The sequence below is a fragment of the Catonella massiliensis genome, from assembly GCF_016651435.1.
Classification (GTDB): domain Bacteria; phylum Bacillota; class Clostridia; order Lachnospirales; family Lachnospiraceae; genus Catonella; species Catonella massiliensis.
Genome location: NZ_JAEPRJ010000001.1, coordinates 1574178 through 1592249, shown reverse-complemented (window position 1 = coordinate 1592249; position 18072 = coordinate 1574178). Strand labels below are relative to the sequence as shown.

Here is an 18072-nt window from a genome sequence, read left to right as displayed (position 1 = left end):
GTATATTAGTATCATCTGCTTAATTCTATTACAGATTTACTATTATGACAAGAGGTATACTTGATAATTATTTTAAAATGCTTTATTATAGGAAAAATTGGTAAATTTAGCCGGCAGAATGGAGAATATATGATAAGATTAGCAGAAAATGGAGCATATATAGTAAATGGTAAAGTCCTTGAAGACGGAGCAGACATAGAAGAAAGACTTGGTAAGCTGGGAGTAAGCATAACTAAGGAAGAGGCGAAGAAAAATACTCTAGCCTATGGCATACTGCGTGCTCACAATAAATCAGAGGATATGGAGAATCTTAAGCTTAAGTTTGACTGCCTTGCCTCCCACGATATAACCTTTGTAGGCATAGTACAGACAGCTATAGCCTCAGGGATAAAGAAGTTTCCTGTGCCTTATGCCCTTACCAACTGTCACAACTCACTTTGTGCGGTAGGCGGTACCATAAATGAAGATGACCATTTATTCGGGCTTTCGTCAGCCAAGAAGTTTGGAGGTATGTATGTACCACCTAATCTTGCTGTCATTCATCAGTTTGCAAGGGAGGTGCTTGCTGGCGGTGGCAGGATGATACTTGGCTCAGACAGCCACACCAGATACGGTGCACTTGGAACCATGGCAATAGGAGAGGGAGGCCCTGAGCTTGTAAAACAGCTTTTAGGACAGACCTATGATGTAGCCTGTCCGGAGGTAGTAGCAGTAAGGCTTACAGGCGAGCCTGTAAAGGGTGTAGGACCTCAGGACATAGCCCTAGCCATCATTGGTGAAGTATTTGACAGGGGCTATGTAAATAATAAGATAATGGAATTCATAGGTGATGGTATAAAGAAGCTTAGCGTAGACTATAGAATAGGCATAGATGTTATGACAACCGAGACTACCTGCCTTTCATCAATCTGGGAAACAGATGAGAGGGTGAAGGAGTTTTATGAGATTCATAACCGCCCTAATGACTATAAGGAGCTTAGCCTTAGTGCACCTGCTTATTATGACGGACTGATTGAGGTTGACCTCAGTAAGATAAGGCCTATGATAGCCATGCCTTTCCATCCAAGCAATACCTACCTGGTAGACGAGGTAAACAAGAATCCTGAGGATATCTTGCACGAGGTTGAAGAAAAGGCGAAGGTAAGCTTTGGAAAAGATATCAACTTTAAGCTAACTGACAAGATTAAGAATGGCAGGATTCAGGTAGACCAGGGAATAATAGCAGGCTGTGCAGGCGGTGGCTTTGAGAACCTATGTGCGGCTGCGGACATCCTCAAGGGAAAATACATAGGAAATGATGAGTTCTCACTTAGTCTCTATCCTGCAAGCCAGCCTGTATATATAGAGCTTGTAAGAAACGGTACCGTAGCCACACTTATGGAAACAGGAGCCCTAGTTAAGTCTGCTTTTTGCGGACCTTGCTTTGGTGCGGGGGATGTGCCAGCTAACGGAGCATTTTCAATTAGACATTCTACAAGAAACTTCCCAAGCAGGGAGGGAAGCAAGCCTGGAAGCGGACAGATGGCCTCTGTTGCCCTTATGGATGCCAGAAGTATAGCTGCAACAGCGGCAAATAAGGGCAGGCTTACCTCTGCCTGTGAGATAGATGTGGAATACAGTCATCCAAAGTACTTTTTTGACAGTAAAATATATGATAACAGGGTATTTAACGGTGTAGGAAGGCCTGATTTTAATGCAGAGCTTAAATATGGACCTAATATAGTACCTTGGCCAAAGATGGAGAGGCTTGCGGATGATATCTTAATCAAGATAGTATCCGAAATCCACGATCCTGTTACTACTACTGATGAGCTAATTCCTTCGGGTGAAACCAGTTCTTACCGCTCAAACCCTCTGGGGCTTGCAGAGTTCACATTATCAAGGAAGGATCCTGACTATGTGGGCGAGGCAAAGAAGGTTAGGAGTATGGAGGAGGAAAGACTTGGTGGTAAGGCTTTTACCGATGATAAGCTAAATGAGGCAATTGCTATACTTCAGGCCTATGATGAGGGCTTTAAGGCAGAGCTAACAGAGATAGGAAGTGCCATCTATGCAGTAAAGCCTGGGGATGGTTCTGCAAGGGAGCAGGCTGCCAGCTGTCAGCGTGTACTGGGAGGTCTTGCCAATATTGCAAAAGCCTATGCCACCAAGCGTTACCGCTCAAATGTGATGAATTGGGGTATGATACCGTTTATTTATGAAGACGAAAATATTCCTTTCCATAAAGGAGACTTTATCTATATCAAGGGAATTAAGTCTGCTATAGAAAAGGGAGAAAGCAGTGTGAAGGCTGTGATAGTAAATGAAAACGGAACTAAGGAGATAGAGCTGTCTTTAGGTGCCATGACTGATGAAGAGAAGGAAATTATTGTGAGTGGCTGTTTGATTAATTATAATAATAGAGGGTAAAAGGGGATTATATCAGAACGATACTTAGAAATAGTATATGATAATATAAACAGTAAATCTGCAAATGGTTTACTGTTTATTTATACTATTGTTTTTCTTTTTCGCTACAAAATATTAAAATTATAGCGAAAAAAGAAATTGACTTTTTCGCTATAAAATATTAAAATTGTAGCGAAAGGAGTAAAATTATGAATTATAATAGTATTTTGTCTCAGATTGTTGAAGAGCAGAATGGCTATCTTCGGATTGTGGATGTTCAAAATAAAGATTTTTCCAAATACACTGTGATGGAGTATATTAAGAAAAATGAAATGGAAAAAGTGGCTTCAGGAGTATATCTTGCGCCTGATGCTTGGGAAGATAAATTATATTCTTTACAAATTAGAAATAGAAAAATTATTTTCTCAAATGAGACAGCATTGTATCTTCACAGCCTTACTGATAGAGAACCGTTTAATCCGGTGGTAAGTGTAGTAAGGGGATATAATAGTAGGCATCTAAAAGGTGTAGGAGTTATAGTTCATACTGTAAGGCCGGAGTGGATAGAACTTGGTTTAACAAATGCTAAAACTTTTGCGGGCAATACAGTTAGAATTTATGATAAAGAAAGATGCATTTGCGATATCATAAAGAGAAGAAAACAGATGGACATTCAGATTTTTCAATCTGCTATTACTACATATTTTTCTGATAAAAAGAAAGATATACATAAGCTTATGGAATATGCAAAAATAATGAAACTTGAAGAACGAGTGAGACAATATACGGAGGTGCTTTTGTGATAAAAACCGCGACTGCTGTTAAGGCAAGAATAAGAAACGCATGAAAATAATATTGACTTCAAAATGTTCAAAAGTGCATTTAAAGCAACTTGTAAATATCGTTGCTCTGAAGATAAAATACAGAATTTAAAGGAGATTATTGATACTGTATATGATTCTAAAACTATGAATACCTGGTGGGAGAATTACAGAAAAGAGAACAATTATGTGGGTGAATTGACGTGGCATAATGTTGTTGATAGTGTAAGTAGTCTAGTAGAAAAAATAGTGTAGAGGAGTTTAACATGGCATATACGCAGGATGATTTTGAGGATTGGATTATTCTAATTGACTTTAAGATGGATTATTTTACAGGGGAGTTTGCAAAAGAGCAGAACTTGAAGCTTGATTACAGTATTGAGTCGCTGGATGAACTTGAAGGCTGGATTTTAGCTAATTATAAGGAAGTTAATGACTTAATTGCTGATAGGAAAATGCTTGATTACCTTACCGTTTATGTTGGTGAGACGATTAGAAAAAATCTGGGTGGTAAGTGGGTTATTGACTTAGAAAACAAGGAAAATGTCTTTTATTCAATGCCGGTTGTGATTAATCCTGATAGGAAGAGGGCGATACATCTCTGCCCACTGACTTTATCAACAGCCAGTATTGACAGGCAAAAGGGGAAATTTATCAGTACTGTAGTGAAAAATCAATTTTAGACTGCATTGTAGTAGCACATGTATATTAAAATGCTTGCTAAAATTTCTTGAGTATTATATAATTATACTATGAAAGCCTGAAATTAAATGATTTAGGGCTTGACATTAAAGGAAGGAGTGGTTATATGACACAGATTAGTTTACGTGTAGATGAAGAAGTTAAGCGAAATGCAGAAAAAACATTCAATGATATAGGGCTTAGTATGTCAACTGCTATTAATATTTTTCTTAAAAAGGTAGCGAGAGAAAATCGTATTCCGTTTGAATTATCTGCGGATCCATTTTATAGCAGAGAAAATATGGCTGAGCTTGAGAGACGTATAAATTCTGTTCGTTCAGGTGAAAGTACCCTAAAAGAGCATGAATTGATAGAGGTAGATTGATGAAGAAACTGTGGCAGGATGAGGCTTGGGAAGACTATGTTTATTGGCAGACACAGGACAAGAAAACATTAAAGAGAATTAATAAGCTATTAAACGATATTGATAGAAATGGATATCAATGTATAGGAAAGCCTGAGCCACTTAGTGGAAATTTAGCAGGTTACTGGAGTGTGCGTATTGATGAAAAGAATAGAATTGTATTTCGTATAGACGGTACAAATTTGGAAATAATGCAATGTGGTACACATTATAGAAATAAATAAGAATCATTTAATCAATTTTTATAAATGAATGAAGTCTTTCCTCTGTCTTTATATGTAATATTGCTTACAATATAATTTTGTAAAATTATACATATAACAGGCAGAGGATTTTTTATTATTTAACAGGTTTACAAAACCATTTACATAGGCTATAATATCAAAATGTAGTACTAAAAAAGAAAAGGAAGCACAATATATATGGACATTTTGATAAAGAAGCGTAATGGTAAATATGAGAATCTTTGCGTTGAAAAGACAAAGAAGATGGTAGCCCTTGCCTGTGAAGGACTGGATGGCTGCGATCCTATGGAACTTGAAATGGACTCCAAGATTCAGTTTAAAAATGGAATGAGCACCAAAGAAATTCAGCAGGTGCTCATTCGTTCTGCTATCGAGAAAGTCATTGTTAATGACGAGAGTGAAAATGGTGGAGGTCTAAACAGGATGAACAGCAAGTGGCAGTATGTGGCAGCCAGGCTGTTTTTGTTTGACCTTTACAAAGAAGCTAAGATTAGCCGTAACTACAAGACCTTTGGCTATGGTGACTTTAACGAGCTTGTAGAAATGCTTGTTGAAAGAGGGATATATACTGAGGATTTTGTTTCTAAGTATAGTAAAGCACAAAGGAAAGAACTGGCTGACTACATAGATCCTGACAGAGACTTCCTTTTCAATTATGAGGGAGTGAAGCTCCTTGCAGACCGCTACCTGGTGCAGGGAATGGATGGAGAAGTTTTAGAGCTTCCTCAGGAGAGATTTATGGCTATTGCCATGCACCTTGCAAGTGTGGAAGAGGATAAGGTGCATTATGCCAAGGCTTTCTATGACTTACTTAGTAAGCTTAAGATGACTGTTGCCACACCTACTCTTGCCAATGCAGGTACAACATTTAACCAGCTTTCAAGCTGTTTTATAAGCACTGTTTCAGACAATCTTTGGTCAATTTACGATGTCAATTCAAAGTTTTCCAAAGTATCTAAACACGGAGGTGCTCTTGGCATTTACCTTGGCAAGGTCAGAAGCCTTGGAAGTGATATAAGAGGCTTTAGCAATGCTTCAGGAGGAGTCATTCCTTGGGTGAGGCTTTACAATGATACAGCAGTTGCAGTAGACCAGCTTGGAAGAAGAAAGGGCGGTGCTTCCATCACTCTTGACATCTGGCATAAGGACTTGTATGAATTCATTGACCTAAGAACCAATAACGGTGATGACAGAAGAAAGGCTCATGATATCTTTCCTGCCATAAGCATACCTGATATCTTTATGGAAAGACTGATAAACAGGCAGGATTTCAGCCTTTTTGATCCTCACGAAGTTGAAAAGCTGATGGGATTCTCGCTTGAGGACTATTACGATAAGGATGAGAAACACAAGGAATTCTCTGAGAGATATAAGCTTTGTGAAAATGATAGCAGGCTTGCAAAGATTACAGTTCCTGCTCTTGACATAATGAAGAAGATAATGAAGAGTGCAGTGGAAACCGGCACACCTTTCATCTTCTTTAGAGATACGGTGAATAGAGCCAATCCAAACAGTCACGCAGGTATGATATACGGCTCCAACCTCTGCCACGAGATAGCTCAGAATATGAGTGAAACCAAGTTTGTTTCGGAAGAAATCGTATCTGAAAATGGAAAGTCAAAGATAGTTACAACAGTGGAATCAGGAGATATGGTGACCTGTAACCTCAATTCAATCAACCTTGGCAATGTAGCTTTTGATGAACTTAAAGAAAATGTACCTCTTCAGATAAGAATGCTTGACAATGTAATTACCCTAAATATGTTCCCTGTGTCCGATGCTGAGGTTACCTCGCTTAAATACCGTGCTATAGGGCTTGGTGTGAGCGGATACCATCATTATCTGGCTAAAAATGCCATAGCTTGGGAAAATGAAAAGCACATAGAAGAAGCGGACAGGCTCTTTGAAGAAATAGCCTACAATGCGATAAAGGCGTCTATGGAGCTTGCGAGGGAGAAGGGAGCCTATGCAGAGTTTGAAGGCTCCAAATGGCAGACAGGAGAGTATTTTGACGAAAGAGGCTATGTAAGTGAGAGATGGCAGGAGTTAAAGAAGGATGTAATGAAATATGGACTTAGAAACGGCTATCTTATGGCAGTAGCCCCAACAGGAAGTACATCCAATATAGCGGGAACTACCGCAGGAATCGATCCTATATTTAAGAAGTTCTTTGTTGAAGAGAAGAAGGGAAGCTTCACACCTAAGACAGCACCTGAGCTAAATGATGAGACGTTCTGGTATTATAAAGAGGCACATTATATAAACCAATTATGGTCTATAAAAGCCTGTGCAGCCAGACAGAGGCATATTGATCAGGCTCAGTCCTTCAACCTCTACATCACGCCTGATGTTAAGGCAAAGGATATACTTGATTTGTATGTGGAATCTTTTAAGTCAGGCATCAAGACAATTTACTATGTAAGAAACAGGTCGCTTGAAATGGATGAGTGCACAAGCTGTTCAAGCTGATAGTGTGAAACTTATTCACCTGCAATATTGCCACTTGAAGGTGCCTGTGGAATGGAGACTATATGGAAAAGAAAAAGATATTTAATGAACTGGGTAAGCGAGGTACTGAGGGCATTCTAAATGGAAATACCACCAACCTCAGAGAGTGGAACCGTATAAAATATGACTGGGCAAATGTAATGTACCGTACCATGCTCAACAATTTCTGGATACCTGAGGAAATCTCGCTCGGTGAGGATGTTAAGCAGTTTTCTTATCTGACTGCGGGAGAGAGAAAGGCCTTTGACAAGATTATTTCTTTCCTTAATTTTCTTGATTCAATTCAGTGTGAGAACCTGCCTCACCTTGCAAGATATGTAACAGCTGCAGAGGTGTCCTCCTTGCTTAATATTCAGGCGTTTCAGGAGGAAATCCATGCTCAGAGTTATTCTTACATCCTTGATACTGTTACCAATCCTGTAACAAGGGATAAGATATATGATGAATGGCGTGAAGATCCGATTTTATTTAGCAGAAACAAATTCATTGCTGATATGTACCAGAGATTTTCAGATGATCCAAGTACAGAGAACTTTGTGCGTTCGGTGATGGCGAACTATATTCTTGAGGGTATTTATTTTTACAGTGGTTTCAGCTTTTTCTACACCCTTGCAAGACAGGGAAAGATGACGGCTACAAGTACCATTTTCAAGTATATAAACAGGGATGAGATTACTCACCTCGTACTCTTCCAGAATATAATAAGAGAGCTAATGAAGGAAAATCCTGAGATTTTCACTGATGAACTTAAGGAAGAGCTTAGGGAGATGGTGAAGGTAGGTACATTAAATGAGATAGAATGGGGACAGTATGTAACCAACAATGAGATTTTGGGTATAAATAATGAGCTGATAGAGAGATATATCAAGTACCTTTCTAACCTAAGACTAAAAGCAATTGGACTTCCTGTGTGGTTCCCTGAGATTGAGGAGAACCCAATGGGTTGGATAGAGAGCTTCTCTAACTTAAATGCCACAAAGACAGACTTCTTTGAGGCAAAGGTAACCAACTATACCAAGGCGGCAGCCTTTGACTTTGATTCGTTGGAATAGAACAAGCTAAAGGCAGTAAACCCGTAAAAAGGTTTACTGCCATTTTCACGAAATTAGCAAATGTTTTACGCAGGTTTTTCACGAAAATGAGAAATGTTTTGCGAGGGTTTTTCACGAAAATGAAAAATGTTTTGCACGAGTTCAAAATGTTGTTAATCAATAACTATTCAAAAGTTTTGCAATCAGGATCGTTTTCAATATCCTTCAACATTTGCAAATCCCATTCATCAGGTTCAACTTCCTCAATATCATCCCATGATGGAATGAATTGTGTAGATATAATATCCCAAAGCCTGTCAGCTTCACTGTTATCCATATATTCCCCTTTTTGATTTTAACTGTAATAACTGTCTTTTGTTATGATAATACCACTAATCAAACCAAAGTTCTATAGTAAAAACATAAAAATTAGAAAAGTAGAAAAGAACTATTAAAAAGAGACTTATAAGCTATATACTTAAGTGAACTTAAAATGTCAGCGACAAAGTAAATAAAAGGCTTACTGTTTTCTTTAAATATAATAATATATGTGATATAATGATTATTAGGGAGTTGACGACATATTAATTAGTGTATAAAATTATAAGTAGAACTTAACAAAGTTTTTGGGAGGGGACAATGGGAACTTGGAGTGCTGCCATATTTGGAAATGACACATCCTGTGATATTAAGGATGAGTTTTTTGAGCGTTTTAATGCCGGTGAGGAACCTGAAGATATAAAAAATGAATTGCTTCCTGCTGAGGAAGATGATGACAGATACGATGTCTTGTTTAGCCTTGCACATTGCCTCTGGGAGGTAGGCGAATTAAAGGAGGATTTGTTAAACGAAGTCAATGAAGCAATACAGAGCGGAAAAGACTTGGAAGTTGCAAGGGAATTGGGAGCTGATGATAAATTCCTAAAGAAAAGAAGTGACAATCTGAATAAGTTCTTAGATAAAATCAGCGTACCTAAGAAAAAACCTAAGAAAAGAGTGGCACCACCTGTTCCGGTTGAAAGTAAGTACAAAAACGGTGCAGTAATGGTGTTTAAGTATGAAGATGGTATGTGGGGGGCCCTGATTGCCATAAACGGACATTTTTTTGATAAAGAAACAATTTATAAATATATTCAAACTACAGTGAAAACTATGGAAAAGCCTACTATGGATGATGTGCGTAGGTCTTATATAATTGACGCAAATTTTCACAACAGGGAGAGAAATTCGTTTCCACTTCGTAATCCGATGTTCTATTATGCCTTTGACAACTGTATTGCACAGTATTTAACTACTAGAGAAACAAAAAAATTTGAAGCTTATAATGATTCATTTTTTGAAATAATAGGGTACCTCTCTGATTGGGGAGATTGCTCCGGAGGAACTCACAAAGCATTTGATTATAGCGTAAAAACTGCAGAAGAATTTAAGACGTATGCTGCCTGGATATTAACTAATGCATATAATAGGGATATACGAGCACATACGGATATGACTGTAGATGAAATTGACAAAGAATTTATCGAAAGATTAAGGTAGTGGATTTGTTGGCTTAGAATTATTTATCAGGGAAGGCTAGCATTATTTGGCAGAAAGGTGATAATTTGAAAGTAGAAGAAGTAATAGAAAAAACTGCAAAACTCTGTAGAGACTTCGGTGCAAAGAAAGTTCTTTTATTTGGCTCAAGGGCAAAGGGAATTGCACTTGAAAGAAGTGATATAGATATAGCAGTATCAGGGGTTAAAGAGGTTGATTTACTTATACAAAAGATAGAAGAATTACCTACACTTTATAGCGTGGATATAGTAAATATGGATAACTGTACAAACGAGCTTTTACTGGAGGATATAAGACAATATGGACGAGAAATTTAGTAGAAGGTATGAGTCTTTTTGCAATTCGCTAAAAGCCTTGGCTGAAGCGAGAGAAAGAGACTTTTCTGATTCTTTCGTAATGAGTGGAACCGGAGCAAAGTTTGCGATTACTTTTGATTTGGCTTGGAAAGTGATGAAAGATATCCTTATTCAGCACTATGCTATTATCGGATTTGTGACAGGCTCTCCGAAAGATGTGCTTAGAGAGGCATTTAAGGCAAATCTCATTGATGATGGTGACTGGATGGAAATGCTTAAAGTAAGGAATGAGCTTACTCACGACTATGATGGTGCAGTTGTAAAGGCGCATTGCGAGATGATTGTGGGAAAGTATATTGATTTGTTTTATGAGTTCGAGGATGTGGTTAAGGGGATTGTAAACAAGTACTAAACTTATATTAAGGAGGAAAAATAAATGGGATTAATAGCAAACTATCAGTATTTAAGCGATGAGAACTTAAAGGCAATGAAGAACTTTGATGGTGAAGAAGATGAGCTGCTTGAAGATGTTGAAGAGTGGAATGAAGAAGCAGAGATTTTGCTTGATATTGATAAAATGTGGGATATACTTCATTTCGTATTAACCGGTGTAAGCGGACAAGAGCCTATTTGGGATGATCCTTTAAGCGAGGCAGTTGTAGGTGTGGCTTCACTTGAAGAAATATCCGAATTTACCGCTTATACAGAAAAAGAAAGGGTGGAAGACATTCTTTCTGCCTTAGAGAGCTTTGATATAGTGGGAGCGCTACATAATCTCGATATGGAATCCTGTAAAAAGGCCGAGCTTTATCCTGATATCTGGGAGAAGGATCTTGATTTTGAAGGAATAAAGAAGGAAGTCCACAAATGTTTCGAGGATTTGATTGATTTTTACAAGCAGATTTTGGAAATAAATGGAAATGTTTTGGTTACAATATATTAGTTTATTTTAACTGAATACACCATTGGAGGCGTAAGATGTGCGAAATTTGTGAGAAGATAACTTTAGTTCCAAACTTTAAGTCTCCAAAGGACTATGAAAAAACTATGGCCTATATAGGTGAGTTAATCAAAAAATCCGGCTTTTTGCTTGTAGATGGCACCTGCCCCGTAGATGGCTATAAGCGGGGTGGGTACTGGGTGGATGACATTATCTACCATATCATTGAATGCCCCAAATGTGGGCAGAAATTTACCTGTGTTGTAAATACATATAGAGGTGGAGGTTCGTTTAAAAAGGGCTGATGGAGAATTTTGAGATATTTGAAGAGGCGGGTAAGTATATTTTAGCCAAAATGATTGAGTTTAAGGATGCACTGAGTACTAAAGTGAGTTCTTTAGAAGGTGCAGAATGGTCATTTGAAAAGGGAAGTGTAAAGACCTGTAAAGAGGATGAAACCGGAAGAAAACAAAGGTGCAAGGTGGGAGTGAAGTACCACTTAAAAGTTCAATTAACGGTGGAAGATGTTGAAGCTATATGGAATGAGTTCAATCTGGTTTTTAAGGAAAGCCATATATCTGACATAGAGAGAATAAGTGGGAATGAAGAACTGCTGAGGTATGAGTTCAAAGCGAAAAATCCTAAGGGAGATGAGGTCTCTTGCAGCATCTATCTGCCTAATGAATGGAACATACCTCAGATTGGCACACTGGGCTTTGTTTCACCAAAATATAAAAAGGCAGATTATGTTGAATAATCATAATCAAAGAAGGTTGTTAGGAATGTGTGGCAGCAATACTGTATAAAATGGTGTCTATGTTTTTGCTGTCTGATTATAAAAGGGGAAGAGAATGGCAAGATATGAAGTCGGTGCAATCTACAAAATAGACGGAAAAGATAGAACCTATTATGTAAGGCTGTTGACCGGTGATGTTTACGGAGTGTTTGAGCCTATTGACGGAGAGATATGTGAGGAAACCTTTGAGCATACAGGGTACAGGCTTTATATATCAACAGGTTCTTTTGCCATAAAGAGGGGCTTTTGGGAAAAAGTTATACCATCACCTGATAAGGAAGATACTAAGAGGTGGAGAAGACCGCCGCATTTAGTGGCATTTACGCCTTGGGATATTGAAGGGACACTTAATAGGTGTAATTCATTTGATGAAAATGGAAATACGGAAATCCTAAGCAAGGAAGAGTATATTGACTGCTTAAAGAAAGGTCTTATCTCAAACATCTTACCTATGTATGAAAATGTTCCGGGTTTCTTAGACAGATCTTATGATGATTGGCCACAAAGTGAAATCTATAGTTCGATTTTATACGGTAATCCTGAGCATAAAAGAAAACAGGCTGAGGCGCTAAAGGAGCTGGGGATTGGGGTTTACGAGTGAGCCAATCGACAAAGTAACAAGGCAACGATAGTAATTAAGGTTATATTCAGAAATGAAGAACTTATAGGAGATGGGGTTTGATGCTGAAGAGATAAAAAAGGACAATATAATGACAATGTATTGACAACAACCGAAACCATACTATAATATACATTAATGGAGGTGTTTAGTATGGCAACTACAAATTTGAATATCAGAACGGAAAAAGCAATCAAAGATCAGGCAGAAAGTATTTTTAATGAACTCGGGATAAACATGACTACTGCTGTCAATATGTTCTTAAGAACAGCTATTCGCGAGCATGGAATTCCTTTTGAACTTAAGCTGGATGTACCCAATGATTCTACAGCGGCTGCAATCGAAGAGGGAAGAAAACTTATGGCTGATCAGGCGGCACCTAGATATTCCAGCATGGAAGAACTTAAGGCGGCGCTTGAAGTATGAAATATGAGGTACAGTTTACCAACCAGTTTAAAAAAGATTTAAAACTTGCGAAAAAACAACATAAGAATCTAGATAAGCTGTTTGAGATAATTAACATTCTGGCGGACGGAGGTACGCTAGATATAAAATACAGAGATCATGCTTTGACAGGAAACTATAAAGGTGCTCGTGAATGTCATATTGAGCCGGATTGGTTGTTGGTTTATGAGATTTATGGAGATGTACTGGTCTTGATGATTTATAGGATTGGATCACACTCGGAATTGTTCCAATAATAGCACATAAAAATGCCCAGAGAAAACCTCTGGGTATTTTTATGTGCCATTTTCGTCATATTATACTTAATTTGTTATGATTCTCTTATTTTATTTGAATTTTATTCAAGTATCTAGTTAGAAAAGCAACAAGAAAAAATGATCCACTACTTTTTTTGTTCATATTCTGTTCAAAATTTTTTTCCTTGACATTCATTCCAAAGAATGTTATAAAAATATTCGATAAATTTATCTAAATAAATTTAACTAAATTAAGCGAGGTAAAGAAAATGAATTTTGAAAAAGTTAAAGAAGTAATTGTAAATGCTGTAAACATCGATGAAAACAAGATTAAATTAGATTCAAACCTTGAGAGCGATCTTGGACTTGACTCACTTGATGCAGTTGAGCTTGGGATGGCTCTTGAAGAGGAGTTTGGTTTGACAATTGATGAAGACAAGCTTGCTTCATTCAAGACTGTAGAGGATATAGTAAACTTTATTGACAATGCAAACTAAGGATGATTTATGGATATTAAAGATATTTATGAAGTATGGGACAGATTTGAAAAGTCATCTCTAAGTGAACTTAAGCTAAGCCTTGGTGGAGATAACCTTGAACTTAAGAAGGCCATAGAAGTTGAAGCTGTAATAGAGAGACCTTTAGTGAGGGAAGTATCAAGAACTGCAGAGCCTAACGGAGTAGGTGAAACTCTTAGAAGTGAAGACTCTAATCCTAACCATAAAGAGATTAAAGCTCCGTTCGTAGGTACATTTTACCGCTCTGCTTCCCCTGAGGCTAAGCCTTATGTGGCAGTTGGTGATGTGGTGAAAAAGGGCGACATACTAGGAATCATTGAAGCCATGAAGATAATGAATGAGCTTGCCTCACCATTTTCTGGTAAGATTGTAGAAATCAGGGCAGAAGACGGTAAAATGGCAGAATATAACCAGGTGCTGTTTGTGTTGGAGGAAACTGATGTTTAAAAGAGTGCTGATTGCCAATAGAGGCGAGATAGCAGTACGTATAATAAGATGCCTTAGAGAGCTAAACATTGAAAGTGTTGTGGTTTACTCTGAAGCAGATAAAGAGTCTTTGCCGGTCATGCTTGCCGGCAAGGCTGTATGTATCGGTCCTGCAAGTGCTAAGGAGAGCTACTTAAACGGAGACATCCTCATTGAGGTGGCATTAAAAACCGAATGTGATGCACTTCACCCGGGCTATGGCTTTCTTTCTGAGAATGCTGAATTTGCAAGGAAATGTGAGAATAACGGTATTACCTTCATAGGTCCTTCGGCAGAAATCATTGAGAAAATGGGAGACAAGCAGGCAGCAAGGAAGCTTATGATGGCTGAAAAAGTACCTGTAGTACCGGGCTCTAAGGAGCTTATCTACAGCGAAGAAGAGGCTGTAAGAATGGCAGAAGAAATAGGCTATCCTGTACTTATAAAGGCTAGCGCAGGTGGTGGCGGCAAAGGTATGAGAAGAGCCTACTCGAAAGAAGAGCTAATTAGTGCTTATTCTGCTGCCAAAGCGGAAGCCAAGGCTGCCTTTGGTAATGACAGCATTTATCTGGAAAAGCTGGTACTAAATCCTCACCATGTTGAGATTCAGATAATGGCAGATAAGAAGGGTAATGTTGTTCACCTGGGCGAAAGAGAATGTTCCATACAGAAAAATAACCAGAAGATGCTTGAAGAATCTCCTGCCTGGTGCTTAAACGATAAGCTTAGGCACAAGATGGGAGAGGTAGCAGTAAAGGCTGCCAAGGCGGCAGGTTACTACAGTGTGGGAACTGTTGAGTTCATTGTAGATGATAAGAAGAACTTTTACTTTATAGAAATGAATACCAGGGTACAGGTGGAACACCCTGTCACTGAGATGGTTACGGGCATTGATATCATCAAGGAGCAGATTAACATAGCTGCAGGAAAGAAGCTCTCTGTTAAGCAGTCTGAGATAAGCTTAAATGGCAGTGCAATAGAATGTAGAATAAATGCTCTGTCTACAGGAAAGATTACCTGTCTTCATTTTCCAGCGGGCTTCGGAGTAAGGGTTGAGAGCCACCTCTTTGAAGGCTACGAGGTAAGCCCTTATTATGACTCAATGCTTGCCAAAATCATTGTACATGGCAGCACAAGGCTAGAGGCTATAAGGAGGTTGAGGAGAGCCTTAGAGGAGCTAATTATTGATGGAGTGAAGACTAACAGCGAGCTTATGTATATGATAACCTATCAGCCTGATTTTATTACGGGACAGTATAACACGGGCTTTTACGAAAAGAATAAAGACATAATAGAAAAATAAAACAGCCTAATAAGGCTATGACAGGCAGGGAAAGCAGATATGAAAATAGCACAGATATTTTCTATTAAAAAAGATAATCTAAACGCCCTAAGTAAGGCAAGAAGAGAGAAAAATAGTACAGTTAAGAAGGAGGCAGTTACTTGCCCATCTTGTAAGGCAGAGGTACTAAAGGATATGCTTAAGGAGAGCCTTGGAGTTTGTCCTCATTGTGGTTATTATTTCCCACTTAGCCCTAAGCGGAGACTTGCTATGCTTTCAGATGAAAAGCAGGTAAAGAAGCATTTTCATCCACTTAAATCAGTAAACCCTATAGACTTTCCTGATTATGAGGAGAAGCTCCTTGAAAATAGGGAAAAGACGAAGTTAAGTGATGCCATTGTTACTGAGATTATTAAGATTGACGGTATGACTGCGGCTGTGGGTGTGCTGGATGGAAGATTTTTGCTTGGAAGTATGGGAACGGTGGTAGGAGAAGAGATTGCAAGGCTTGCGGAATATGCAGGAAAGAAGAAGCTTCCACTTATTATATTTAGTGCAAGTGGCGGTGCCAGGATGCAGGAGGGTATATTTTCACTTATGCAGATGGCTAAGACTGCAGTGGCTATCAATAAGTTTAAGGAAAAGGGAGGACTCTTCATCTCTGTACTTACCAATCCTACCACAGGAGGAGTGAGTGCGAGCTTTGCTTCACTTGGAGATATAACTATTGCAGAGCCTAAAGCACTTATCTGCTTTGCAGGTCCTAGAGTTATCGAGCAGACTATTGGAGAAAAGCTCCCTGAGGGCTTCCAAAGAGCAGAGTTCCTTCTGGAACATGGCAGGCTTGATGCGGTAGTTGAGAGAAAAGAAATGAAGAGCTGGCTTAGTAAAGTATTAAAACTACATAGTAAGAAGCAAAGAGCGGCTAAAGATTAATCCACTCTTTGATACAATCAGATTCTTACGGAGAGAATGTTGACATGGAAGATAAGATAAAAACTCCTTATGAAAAGGTTATGTTAGCCAGGGATAAGGACAGGCTCAAGATAACTGACTATATTGATGCTTTGTTTGATGACTTTGTAGAGCTTAAAGGAGATGGGATTACAGGTGAGGACAGTGCTATCCTTGGAGGCATAGCATTTTACCATGGCCTTCCTGTAACGGTTATAGGACATAAAAAAGGTAGTTCTACAGAAGAAAACATAGACTGCAACTTTGGTATGGCTTCCCCAGAGGGCTACAGAAAGGCTGCCAGGCTTATGAAACAGGCGGAGAAGTTTAATAGACCTGTAATTACCATAGTAGACACACCTGGAGCCTATCCGGGACTTATGGCTGAGGCAAACGGTCAGGCCAATGCAATAGCCGAAAATCTCGCCCTTATGAGCAGCCTTAAAGTTCCTATAATTGCCGTTATAACAGGAGAAGGCAGCAGTGGAGGAGCGCTTGGAATCGCTGTTGCAGACAGGGTATTTATGCTTGAAAATGCAGTCTATTCCATACTATCTCCTGAAGGCTTTGCCTCAATACTGTGGAAGGACAGCAAGAAGGCAGACGAAGCAGCCACACTTATGAAGCTTACAGCTACTGAGCTTCTTAACTATGGCATCATAGATGGCATTATTACAGAGGGTTCTAAACTCATTATAAATATGGATGAGATGATATCTAGGGAGCTTACCGAGCTTACTAAGCTAAAGGAAGAAACCCTCTTAAAGAACAGATATAAGAAGTTCAGGGAAATAGACAAGGAAAAGAGAGCCGTAAAGGCTTAACGGAGGTAAAACTTGGGAGTACTTACGTTTGTATCAACCGGCAAGGCTTTGCCTAAAAGAAAGGTTACAAATGAGGATATATCTAAGATAGTAGATACCTCTGATGAATGGATTAGAACAAGAACAGGAATTGAGAAGAGATATTATTGCGAGGAAGAGAGCTGTACTGACCTTGCTATAGAGGCTGCAAAGTTGGCAGTAGAAAGAGGACTTGAAAGGGATAGTGAGTTTAGCACAGACAAAATTGGGCTGATTATAGTGGCTACCACAAGTGCAGACTATGCATTTCCAAGCACTGCCTGTATGGTGGGAAAGGCTCTTAATCTAAAGGGAAATGTAATGGCCTATGATTTAAGTGCTGCCTGCAGTGGCTTTATCTACGGCTTGCAAAATGCCAAGGCATTGCTAAGTGAAATAGATAATAAATATGCCTTAGTCATAGGAAGTGAGAAGATGTCAAAGCTCCTTGACTTTACGGACAGAAGTACCTGCGTCCTCTTTGGTGATGGAGCGGCAGCTGCTCTCGTTAAGCTTGAAGATAGAGAAGGTATTAGCTATATCCGTTCCTATTCTGACGGAAATGACGAAGATTTAATCTGCGGTGGCATAGCTTCTAAGGACAGCTTCCTAAAGATGAAGGGGCAGTCTGTATTTAAGTTTGCAGTCAGAGCCATAAAGCAGAGTGTGGACGAGGTTTTAGATAGAGCAGGACTTGATATGGGCGACATAGACTATGTTATCTGTCATCAGGCTAATGCTAGAATAATTGATTTTGTAAAGAAGAATTACGAAGGACACGAAGATAAGTTTTATCAAAATGTAGCAGACTATGCCAATACCTCTGCGGCAAGTGTGGGACTTGCTCTCGATGACTTGATTGAAAGCGGAGAGATAAAGAGAGGTATGAAGATAGTGCTGGTGGGCTTTGGTGCAGGGCTTACCTGGAGTGCCGGAGTATTTGAAATATAGTCTTACTTAAGGTATGAACAATGCAAAACTATATATTAGAGTGGAATATAAAT

General features: G+C 38.8%; 23 protein-coding genes. 22 read left to right on the top strand and 1 reads right to left on the bottom strand.

Going from position 1 to position 18072, the window contains the following annotated elements:
• Window positions 1-129: 129 nt before the first annotated feature.
• From JJN12_RS07235 to JJN12_RS07205, 7 genes are all read left to right on the top strand, one after another.
• Window positions 130-2409, top strand: a complete 2280-nt coding sequence (locus JJN12_RS07235) for a hydratase (protein ID WP_208429045.1) — start codon at window positions 130-132, stop codon at window positions 2407-2409.
• A gap of 188 nt (window positions 2410-2597) precedes the next feature.
• A complete protein-coding gene (locus tag JJN12_RS07230) occupies window positions 2598-3191 on the top strand; it encodes a type IV toxin-antitoxin system AbiEi family antitoxin domain-containing protein (RefSeq protein ID WP_208429044.1) in 594 nt (197 codons plus the stop codon).
• A 284-nt stretch (window positions 3192-3475) separates the two neighbouring features.
• Entirely contained in the window at window positions 3476-3892 is a 417-nt protein-coding gene (locus tag JJN12_RS07225) for a hypothetical protein (protein WP_208429043.1), read from the top strand.
• Window positions 3893-4017: 125 nt separating this feature from the next.
• Complete coding sequence (locus JJN12_RS07220) at window positions 4018-4275, top strand: type II toxin-antitoxin system RelB/DinJ family antitoxin (RefSeq protein WP_208429042.1); 258 nt, start codon at window positions 4018-4020, stop codon at window positions 4273-4275.
• A complete protein-coding gene (locus tag JJN12_RS07215) occupies window positions 4275-4538 on the top strand; it encodes a Txe/YoeB family addiction module toxin (RefSeq protein ID WP_208429041.1) in 264 nt (87 codons plus the stop codon). The genes JJN12_RS07220 and JJN12_RS07215 overlap by 1 nt, the downstream gene beginning before the upstream one ends.
• A 198-nt stretch (window positions 4539-4736) precedes the next feature.
• Window positions 4737-7028, top strand: a complete 2292-nt coding sequence (locus tag JJN12_RS07210) for a ribonucleoside-diphosphate reductase subunit alpha (RefSeq protein WP_208429040.1) — start codon at window positions 4737-4739, stop codon at window positions 7026-7028.
• 62 nt (window positions 7029-7090) lie between these two features.
• Window positions 7091-8119 carry a ribonucleotide-diphosphate reductase subunit beta gene (locus tag JJN12_RS07205; RefSeq protein ID WP_208429039.1) on the top strand — a complete coding sequence of 343 codons (1029 nt, stop codon included), beginning with the start codon at window positions 7091-7093 and terminating at the stop codon, window positions 8117-8119.
• Between the two features lie 163 nt (window positions 8120-8282).
• Here JJN12_RS07205 and JJN12_RS07200 read toward each other — a convergent pair whose 3' ends face one another.
• Window positions 8283-8435 carry a hypothetical protein gene (locus JJN12_RS07200; RefSeq protein WP_208429038.1) on the bottom strand — a complete coding sequence of 51 codons (153 nt, stop codon included), beginning with the start codon at window positions 8433-8435 and terminating at the stop codon, window positions 8283-8285.
• 302 nt (window positions 8436-8737) lie between these two features.
• On the opposite strand from JJN12_RS07200, the gene JJN12_RS07195 reads away from it, so the two are divergent.
• The 15 genes from JJN12_RS07195 to JJN12_RS07125 all read left to right on the top strand — a co-directional run bounded on the left by JJN12_RS07195 (window position 8738) and on the right by JJN12_RS07125 (window position 18019).
• Entirely contained in the window at window positions 8738-9637 is a 900-nt protein-coding gene (locus JJN12_RS07195) for a hypothetical protein (protein ID WP_208429037.1), read from the top strand.
• Window positions 9638-9702: 65 nt separating this feature from the next.
• Window positions 9703-9972, top strand: coding sequence for a nucleotidyltransferase family protein (locus tag JJN12_RS07190; RefSeq protein WP_208429036.1), 270 nt, complete (start codon window positions 9703-9705; stop codon window positions 9970-9972).
• The gene (locus JJN12_RS07185) at window positions 9956-10363 is read left to right on the top strand and encodes an HI0074 family nucleotidyltransferase substrate-binding subunit (protein WP_208429035.1); all 408 of its coding nucleotides are present in this window, start codon (window positions 9956-9958) and stop codon (window positions 10361-10363) included. The genes JJN12_RS07190 and JJN12_RS07185 overlap by 17 nt, the downstream gene beginning before the upstream one ends.
• Window positions 10364-10387: 24 nt before the next feature.
• Window positions 10388-10894 (top strand): YfbM family protein, encoded by a 507-nt coding sequence (locus JJN12_RS07180; protein ID WP_208429034.1) that lies wholly within the window; start codon window positions 10388-10390, stop codon window positions 10892-10894.
• A 35-nt stretch (window positions 10895-10929) separates the two neighbouring features.
• Window positions 10930-11196 (top strand): hypothetical protein, encoded by a 267-nt coding sequence (locus JJN12_RS07175; RefSeq protein ID WP_208429033.1) that lies wholly within the window; start codon window positions 10930-10932, stop codon window positions 11194-11196.
• Window positions 11196-11648, top strand: a complete 453-nt coding sequence (locus JJN12_RS07170; RefSeq protein WP_208429032.1) for a hypothetical protein — start codon at window positions 11196-11198, stop codon at window positions 11646-11648. The genes JJN12_RS07175 and JJN12_RS07170 overlap by 1 nt, the downstream gene beginning before the upstream one ends.
• Before the next feature lie 94 nt (window positions 11649-11742).
• Window positions 11743-12288 (top strand): hypothetical protein, encoded by a 546-nt coding sequence (locus JJN12_RS07165; RefSeq protein ID WP_208429031.1) that lies wholly within the window; start codon window positions 11743-11745, stop codon window positions 12286-12288.
• 171 nt (window positions 12289-12459) lie between these two features.
• Complete coding sequence (locus JJN12_RS07160; protein ID WP_208429030.1) at window positions 12460-12732, top strand: type II toxin-antitoxin system RelB/DinJ family antitoxin; 273 nt, start codon at window positions 12460-12462, stop codon at window positions 12730-12732.
• Complete coding sequence (locus tag JJN12_RS07155; RefSeq protein WP_208429029.1) at window positions 12729-13007, top strand: type II toxin-antitoxin system YafQ family toxin; 279 nt, start codon at window positions 12729-12731, stop codon at window positions 13005-13007. Before JJN12_RS07160 ends, JJN12_RS07155 begins: the two co-directional genes overlap by 4 nt.
• 269 nt (window positions 13008-13276) lie before the next feature.
• A complete protein-coding gene (acpP, locus tag JJN12_RS07150) occupies window positions 13277-13504 on the top strand; it encodes an acyl carrier protein (RefSeq protein ID WP_208429028.1) in 228 nt (75 codons plus the stop codon).
• Between the two features lie 9 nt (window positions 13505-13513).
• Entirely contained in the window at window positions 13514-13972 is a 459-nt protein-coding gene (gene accB, locus JJN12_RS07145; RefSeq protein WP_208429027.1) for an acetyl-CoA carboxylase biotin carboxyl carrier protein, read from the top strand.
• Window positions 13965-15293 carry an acetyl-CoA carboxylase biotin carboxylase subunit gene (locus JJN12_RS07140; protein ID WP_208429026.1) on the top strand — a complete coding sequence of 443 codons (1329 nt, stop codon included), beginning with the start codon at window positions 13965-13967 and terminating at the stop codon, window positions 15291-15293. Before accB ends, JJN12_RS07140 begins: the two co-directional genes overlap by 8 nt.
• A gap of 39 nt (window positions 15294-15332) precedes the next feature.
• Window positions 15333-16208 carry an acetyl-CoA carboxylase, carboxyltransferase subunit beta gene (accD, locus tag JJN12_RS07135; protein ID WP_208429025.1) on the top strand — a complete coding sequence of 292 codons (876 nt, stop codon included), beginning with the start codon at window positions 15333-15335 and terminating at the stop codon, window positions 16206-16208.
• 44 nt (window positions 16209-16252) lie between these two features.
• Window positions 16253-17050 carry an acetyl-CoA carboxylase carboxyl transferase subunit alpha gene (gene accA / locus JJN12_RS07130; RefSeq protein WP_208429024.1) on the top strand — a complete coding sequence of 266 codons (798 nt, stop codon included), beginning with the start codon at window positions 16253-16255 and terminating at the stop codon, window positions 17048-17050.
• A 12-nt stretch (window positions 17051-17062) separates the two neighbouring features.
• Window positions 17063-18019 (top strand): beta-ketoacyl-ACP synthase III, encoded by a 957-nt coding sequence (locus tag JJN12_RS07125; protein WP_208429023.1) that lies wholly within the window; start codon window positions 17063-17065, stop codon window positions 18017-18019.
• The last annotated feature ends 53 nt before the right edge of the window (window positions 18020-18072 follow it).